This is a genomic window from Lelliottia sp. RWM.1 (genome assembly GCF_016859735.1).
Taxonomy (GTDB): Bacteria; Pseudomonadota; Gammaproteobacteria; order Enterobacterales; family Enterobacteriaceae; genus Enterobacter.
In genome coordinates, this window is record NZ_WLVC01000083.1 from 1 (window position 1) to 6,602 (window position 6,602).

Consider the following 6,602-nt stretch of genomic DNA (forward strand, 5'->3'; position numbering starts at 1 on the left):
CCAGAGAAAGAAAATAAAATGCGATGCCATAACCGATTATGACAACGGCGGAAGGGGCAAGCTTAGTAAAGCCCTCGCTAGATTTTAATGCGGATGTTGCGATTACTTCGCCAACTATTGCGATAACAAGAAAAAGCCAGCCTTTCATGATATATCTCCCAATTTGTGTAGGGCTTATTATGCACGCTTAAAAATAATAAAAGCAGACTTGACCTGATAGTTTGGCTGTGAGCAATTATGTGCTTAGTGCATCTAACGCGCTGATCACCGGCGGTTGAAAACCGTCCGGTGGATTGGCAGGTTATGCTCCTTCATTTCATTTCTGGTTTCCTATAGGGCAACCAGGCTGTCCTTGCCGGCGCTGGGAACGCAGACGATGGCATCAAATGCCTCGCTCAAATTCGTTTCTACAGAGGCGCTTTGGGACCGCATTCGCTTTGCTTCCATGGGGTCATCTGTCAATGTCAGGCATGAATCCTCCTTACCACAGGCATCGATGACATACTGTTCCACACTATCCTCACGGATTGCATCGGCAGGCGTGGTCACAACAGAGAATCCAAGAGGACTGTCGGGCGATGGGAAATGCATTTCCGGCACGGTGAGTCCAAGATGGGTGAATGCAATCGCACGGTAATCCCCCTCCTCCCTCTCTGCGAGATGCTGTCCCATGGGAACAGCCGTAAGCTCGCCTGAAAAGGAAACTGGAGTTTTTTGTAAATGATTGTTGTGCGCCAGCAGAATTATCCTTACATCCGGATTCGCTCGAACCATTCCATCCACCACGCCCGCCATATACGAGTCACGTACGGAAGTATCTCCCTCAAGAGAGGTACCATCGAAGAAAGCTTTCATTACACGCAAGGTTTCCAACGTATACTCTATCGACTCTATTCGATCAGAGGCTTTTCGGAAAAAATCGCTGTTGACGTGATTTTTCAGGACAGGGGCAAGCGACGCCAAACGGAGCTTCAATCTGGTTACCCCTGAGATAGCTTTCTCCTGCTGAGCCGTTTCCAACTCCCCCCATTTTGCCGATGAAATAACCGCCGACTGGCCATCAATGGACGTCAACAACTGAGTCAGCGCATCAACGTGGGGTTTCATGAGGTGGTCGATGACCTGGATAATTTCGGCCAATTGCGCTAGGTCGTCCCTTGGATTCAAGGTGTTGGGTAAATCGATTCCGACTAACTGCAGTTTTCTTCCTGATTCGCGTAGATATGATTTAACCCAAATCAGCACTGAGCCATACAAAGAAAAGGTCAGGGTATCCGAAAATCGCTCAAGTTCATGAGCACCGGCTGTTGAGTTGAGCCATTCAGATAGCCGGGATGCCTGAATCGCCCCACATTCCAAACCAATCGCATTAAGCATGCTTCCTCCACAATGGAGAGGCCCAGTTACAGGACGTTGCATAACTGCCAGCCGCGACCATTGAGGTCGCGGCATTTCTCTCATGACCGCTTTTGGCGCAATCCGAGCGATCTACTCGGCAGCTGTCGGCCCTTGGGGTCTTGTTTAGGGAACTGGCTCAGATGTTCGTGAGTGATCTTCCAGACATTCGCTTCTCTACGAAGGATAGTTGTTCCTCGCCCACCGCCTTCCAGAGCGCTACCATTTAAAATTGCCCTCCACCGGAAGTGATAGGTGCATCCGGCACAATCTTTCGACTGGGCAACCCACTCCAGGTTTTCTAACCAATAATTTTCAAGAGGAAATTTTTTCCAGGTTTCCTCAAAGGCTTGCCGTATCTGCTTCAGTCCACAAAATGATCCGTCATTGAACCAGAATATCGCATTTGGTGAAATTAACGGCACCAACTGATCGAAGTCGTGCATATTAATCAGTTTGCTCGACTTCACGCGGGATCCAGAACCAGGCGACATAGAGGGCCCGTAGGAAGAGAATCGTCAGCGCCGTTCCCACGACGATGCCGCCCATCATTGCGTAGGCACGATTGCCAGCATGAACTGGCAAAGCGCCGAAGTGCTTGCCAGCCTGGACACGTTTAACCTGACCGAGAGGTACGGTTGCGATGCGGAGATCATATTTGTTAATTAACGCGCTTGCTTAATTAACAATGGCCACGGGATTCTACTCGGAATCCCTTCAAGGCGAGGGGCGAAAATCGGCCCCAGGCGGCGAGTGGGCTAAGCAATTTGTGGCATCCGCGACGCGAATAAAGACCAGTGCGGTCATCGGCTACAGTCGGTTCCATGCGCCATGATGGCACTGCCGGCAGGCGACGTTAATCGATGATCTCGGCACCTTCTGCGTTCAGACGCGCCAGGCCCTCCTTCATTTCCCGCAGCCGCTGGGCCGTGTGTGCTTGCCACTTCGTCACTTCAGCAATTACGCGCAATGGATCGCGGGAGCGATAAGACAGGGTCGGGTTACCCGGGAACTTCTTATCCGTCAGGTTCGGATCCTCCTCGATGGCGCCGGTCGGTTCGACGACATAAATTCGTTCCGTTCCGCTGCCACCCGCCAATTCGGCGCCCCAGATCGCCGCATCGAGCGTGCCTGTAAAATACACCCACGACAGGGATTTCGCGTCTGTGAAATTCGATCGATAACCGACGGCGATCAGATCACCGGGTGCAAGAGCGGCTTTGGTTCCATGGAAGAACGACTGGGCAAACATGGTTGCGGTAGCAGACATAGAGTCCCCCTTGATGTTAAGCGCTTCTGTTCACAGTGTCGCGGGGCCCGTATTTTCGGCGGGGCGCACCCTGGATACATAGTCGTTGATAGGGTGCGGGCGAGCATCCCGCATGCCATGCGTCGGATCAGGGCGAGCCAAAGTGCCGTTGAAGATAGTCGACACCGAACGAAACGATATCCCGCGCTTCGAACAAGTAGCAGTGCGCCTGACCGACCAAGCCCTCCCGATGGCGTCGCAGCTCCACATAGGCATTGGTAATTGTCTCGACGGCGTCCGGCTCTCCTTCGATAGCGAAACAATCGAGAATGCCGTTGGAGTCGAAATCCTCGGCGCGTTTCCATCTCACTCCGCCGTCCTCGCTGCGGATCGGCATTTCGTAGCTCACGCGTCGCTTGTTCGGGATGCGGGCAATGGCCTCGGCGTAGTGCAGGACGGTAACGGAATCGAGCGGGGCTCCGAGCAACAGAACCTTTCCGGCACGCTCGACGAAACGCTCCAGCGGCGATCCAGGTCCGAAAGCCTGCCCAAGTTCGTGAGGCCGCGTCAGAGTGCCGGCCAGAGGCCCTACCGCGACCATCGAGGCATCCGGGTGCGCGCTGCGCCGGGCGCCGGGTGTCTGGAGGAGGAACCGGTTGAGCAGGCCGAAGCCGCGATACGTGCCTGATATGGCTGGATCGAACGGCGGCCATCGGTGGCGCAGTTCCGCATCCATCCGTGCGCCATTGAGCGTTTCTTCGTAAGGCGACCGGTCCCACGAGGCGTATCCCATCAAGCTTCCAGTGGGGCCGACGGCATCGAGCAGGGCAGACACTATCGATGCTGCGCCTCCATCGACGGGGCCGATCGCCTTCAGCGATGCGTGAACCATGACGAGAGCGCCGGATTGGACACCCAGCCGTGAAAGGTCCGCCGCAATTGTTTCCCTTGTGTTCATTCCGCTGCCATCCTCTATATCCTGCATTCCCCAAGTGGCGTGTCGTTTGAGGTGAAGATAGCCTGTATCCGAGCGCTAGACAAGGATTTTCTGCCGCAAGCGGCACCTGCGGTCGCGCAGACTGCTGGATCTGGACGGATCAGACCGCGAAGCCGCTGTTTCCTTGCCCAGGGGCGGCGTTTTTCAGCGCAGCGGACAGATCTGTCCAGCCGCTTTCGTTCAGTTTGAGCGTGGATCGCGATCATGCGCATAGCGGTGGCGCTCGCAATCGGCGGATAGCGGCGAGGATGGCGCGTACCATCGTGCCGGTGACAGCGACCTCGGCCAGCTGGAAGGTGATGGTGCGGGCGTGACGGACCACACGTGCCCCGATCTTGATCAGCTTCAGTTGCAGGCTGGTCAACGACCAGTCGGCCATGGCCTCGGGCAGCTCGATGCAGCGCAAGAAGGTGGCCAGGTTGTACGCCAGGGCGTGCAGTTGCAGCCGCACCTCATTGTCGCGGAACTTCCGGCACGACAGCCGCGTCCAGCGAAAGGCGTATTTGCCCTCTTTGATGTGCTGCTCGGCGGTGCCGCGCTGGTTGTAGAACCGCACCACCCAGTCCGGCTCCATCGGCAGGTTGGTGACGATGAAGCCGACACGCGGGAACAGTTCGCCCGGATGCCATTCGATCTTGGCGATCACCCGGCGTTCCTTGTCCCAGGACGCCGCCTGATACTCGAATTCCTCGAAGAACCGCTTGACCTTGGTCAGTGACGGCCGCCCGACAGGGCGCGTTAGCCGATGCGCGATCTTGTCCTTGAGGACCGCGTTTGCGGGCAGCCGGATGGCGTAGAAGAACCGCGCTTCTTCCAATCGCTCATAGATCGCCGGGATCGCGTAGGCAGCATCGGCCCGGAAGAACCTGCCACCAAGGTCGCGCTCCGCGTAGCGCGCAATTACGGGGTCGAGAACATCACGCCAGCCATCGGCGCTGTGGACGTTGCCATGGCGCAGGGCGCAGCGTTCCAGCATCCCGAACTGGTTGAACAGAAAGTTGGGGTGATAGCAGCTACAGTCGAAATGGCCATTCCAGGCGGACCCTTCCTGGTCGCCATGGGTCGGGCTGACCGAGCTGTCCATGTCCAGAACGATGTACTTCAGCCCGTTACGGTCATGGAACCGGTCGATCCATTGCCCGTTCAGGTCGGCCAGCGCGGCACGGTTCCCGGCCAGAGCCAGCGTCTCGGTCTCGAACCGTCCCATCTGCGATGCCGAGGCCGCTTGTGCATCGACCGCTCTGCCGCCGACAACTTGGCGCATGACCGGATCGCAGGCGAGACGGTTGGCGTCGTTGACATCCTCGTATCCGGCCAGCCGCCCAAAGACTGATTGCCGGAACAGGCCGTCGAGCCGATGGACCGTGTTCTTGCCAGAGCGAGTATCGCGCAGCGCCGCTGACGCCAAATCGGACAACCCGAGCGCGTCATCAAGCTCGCGCATCACCAGAAGGCCGCCGTCGGAACTGAGCTGCGTGCCGCGAAATTCCAGCCGCACGCGAGGGTCGAAATCCACCCGATCTGCCCGTTGCAAGCCCGCACCCTCTGGGTGATCCATGAAACGCGCCCCTCGCAGCCTTCAACACCATGTTTTATATAGGAAATATAATGGTCAGGACAGCGAAATCAGCGCCTTACTTGGGAAATGTGGGTTAAAATCATGCCTCTCGACAAAATAGCGAATAAGACTAGCTCTAGCCAGTGAGAACTCCGCGACAAAGTGAGCACCCTCGCCAATGCCGACAATTCGGGCGCCCTCAACTACGGGATTAAGAATCTCAAACTCATTGAACTCCAGCTTTTGAGGCTGTAAAAGTGTTCTGGTCGTTCTCCATGTCATTTTTTTATCCTTTTGCGTTTATTGCTGAAATCGTCATACTTTCGCTTCGCCAATAACCAGGCTCACAGAGCATAACGCCCCAGTTAACCGACATCAACGTGCGCAGCACGTTGATGTCCGGTTGAACGCCCGGTTAGGCTGACGACAGATGCGAAGGCAGATGAGAACACGCCGAGATACCAGTTGGTAGAGATGGTGCAGCCATTCATGACCACTTCCCCTTGATTTTGAAGCTTTGAACAGTGCGCAGGCTTTCGAACGCCTGGCGTGTTTGGACCATGTACACCGCAGGGCCGTCAGGTGTGAGGATGTTTTTTTCTTGAACGAACCCGGCCTTCTCGTAGCAGCGAATGGCGCGATGGTTGCTAGGAGATGGATCGGTTTGGATTTTCGTTACGGCCGGGTCGCTAAACAGGAGTTCAACGAGCGAGCGTACGAGCTTTGTACCCAACCCCTTGTTTAACTGTGATGGATTAGCCAAAGACTGGTCAATCCCGCGGACCCCTGGATCAGTTTCGTCTTCCCACCATCCATCGCCACTTCCAAGTGCGATGTAGGATTGGGCGTAGCCGATGGGTTCGTCATCTAGCATTGCGATGTAAGGCACTACAGCTTGCTTTGCCAGAACTTCGGGCGAATAGTGTTCTAAGACTTCGTCAAGAGTTGGGCGTTCATCCTCGCCGCCCCACCACTCGACTATGTGGGGGCGGTTCAGCCAAGCATGGAGCATTGGCAGATCGTTCTCGGCCATGACTCGTAGAACTATTGCGGCATTGTTGGCGGACATGAGATGTTGATTCCGTGCGGGCCTAACTTTGTTTTAGGGCGACTGCCCTGCTGCGTAACATCGTTGCTGCTCCATAACATCAAACATCGACCCACGGCGTAACGCGCTTGCTGCTTGGATGCCCGAGGCATAGACTGTACAAAAAAACAGTCATAACAAGCCATGAAAACCGCCACTGCGCCGTTACCACCGCTGCGTTCGGTCAAGGTTCTGGACCAGTTGCGTGAGCGCATACGCTACTTGCATTACAGCTTACGAACCGAACAGGCTTATGTCCACTGGGTTCGTGCCTTCATCCGTTTCCACGGTGTGCGTCACCCGGCAACCTTGGGCA

8 protein-coding genes and 2 pseudogenes are annotated in these 6,602 nt (G+C 55.9%); 1 reads left to right on the forward strand and 9 read right to left on the reverse strand.

The genetic code is table 11. From position 1 onward, the window contains the following. The 9 genes and pseudogenes from GF617_RS26020 to aac(6')-IIc form a co-directional block, all read right to left on the reverse strand. On the reverse strand, positions 1–148 hold a 148-nt coding region (locus tag GF617_RS26020), incomplete at its 3' end, for a multidrug efflux SMR transporter (protein WP_072203024.1). A 182-nt stretch (positions 149–330) separates the two neighbouring features. Next, positions 331–1,371 (reverse strand): annotated as a pseudogene (ere(A), locus tag GF617_RS26025) (EreA family erythromycin esterase); the annotation flags it as partial. A gap of 86 nt (positions 1,372–1,457) precedes the next feature. Continuing rightward, on the reverse strand, positions 1,458–1,865 hold the full coding sequence (locus GF617_RS26030; protein ID WP_063613390.1) for a nuclear transport factor 2 family protein: 408 nt from the start codon (positions 1,863–1,865) through the stop codon (positions 1,458–1,460). 386 nt (positions 1,866–2,251) lie between these two features. Further along, the gene (gene arr / locus GF617_RS26035; RefSeq protein ID WP_012695486.1) at positions 2,252–2,665 is read right to left on the reverse strand and encodes an NAD(+)--rifampin ADP-ribosyltransferase; all 414 of its coding nucleotides are present in this window, start codon (positions 2,663–2,665) and stop codon (positions 2,252–2,254) included. A 127-nt stretch (positions 2,666–2,792) separates the two neighbouring features. Continuing rightward, a complete protein-coding gene (gene aac(3)-IIg, locus GF617_RS26040; RefSeq protein ID WP_012695485.1) occupies positions 2,793–3,602 on the reverse strand; it encodes an aminoglycoside N-acetyltransferase AAC(3)-IIg in 810 nt (269 codons plus the stop codon). A 241-nt stretch (positions 3,603–3,843) separates the two neighbouring features. Next, on the reverse strand, positions 3,844–5,199 hold the full coding sequence (locus GF617_RS26045; RefSeq protein ID WP_006473457.1) for an IS1380-like element IS1247 family transposase: 1,356 nt from the start codon (positions 5,197–5,199) through the stop codon (positions 3,844–3,846). A gap of 93 nt (positions 5,200–5,292) precedes the next feature. Continuing rightward, a pseudogene (locus GF617_RS26050) lies at positions 5,293–5,481 on the reverse strand (erythromycin esterase family protein); the annotation flags it as partial. An 83-nt stretch (positions 5,482–5,564) separates the two neighbouring features. Next, positions 5,565–5,690, reverse strand: coding sequence for a hypothetical protein (locus GF617_RS27395; protein WP_022646489.1), 126 nt, complete (start codon positions 5,688–5,690; stop codon positions 5,565–5,567). Next, positions 5,687–6,268 (reverse strand): aminoglycoside N-acetyltransferase AAC(6')-IIc, encoded by a 582-nt coding sequence (gene aac(6')-IIc / locus GF617_RS26055; RefSeq protein WP_012695484.1) that lies wholly within the window; start codon positions 6,266–6,268, stop codon positions 5,687–5,689. Before aac(6')-IIc ends, GF617_RS27395 begins: the two co-directional genes overlap by 4 nt. 162 nt (positions 6,269–6,430) lie before the next feature. Between aac(6')-IIc and GF617_RS26060 the strand changes: the two genes are divergently transcribed. Then, positions 6,431–6,602, forward strand: a 172-nt coding sequence (locus GF617_RS26060; protein WP_170953011.1) for a phage integrase N-terminal SAM-like domain-containing protein, incomplete at its 3' end; no start/stop codon positions are given.

Excerpts from the sequence above, each read along its gene's own strand:
- arr (WP_012695486.1), bottom strand. The coding sequence starts at position 2,665 with ATGTCTGCTACCGCAACCATGTTTGCCCAGTCGTTCTTCCATGGAACC.
- GF617_RS26045 (WP_006473457.1), bottom strand. The coding sequence starts at position 5,199 with ATGGATCACCCAGAGGGTGCGGGCTTGCAACGGGCAGATCGGGTGGAT.
- GF617_RS27395 (WP_022646489.1), bottom strand. The coding sequence starts at position 5,690 with ATGAATGGCTGCACCATCTCTACCAACTGGTATCTCGGCGTGTTCTCA.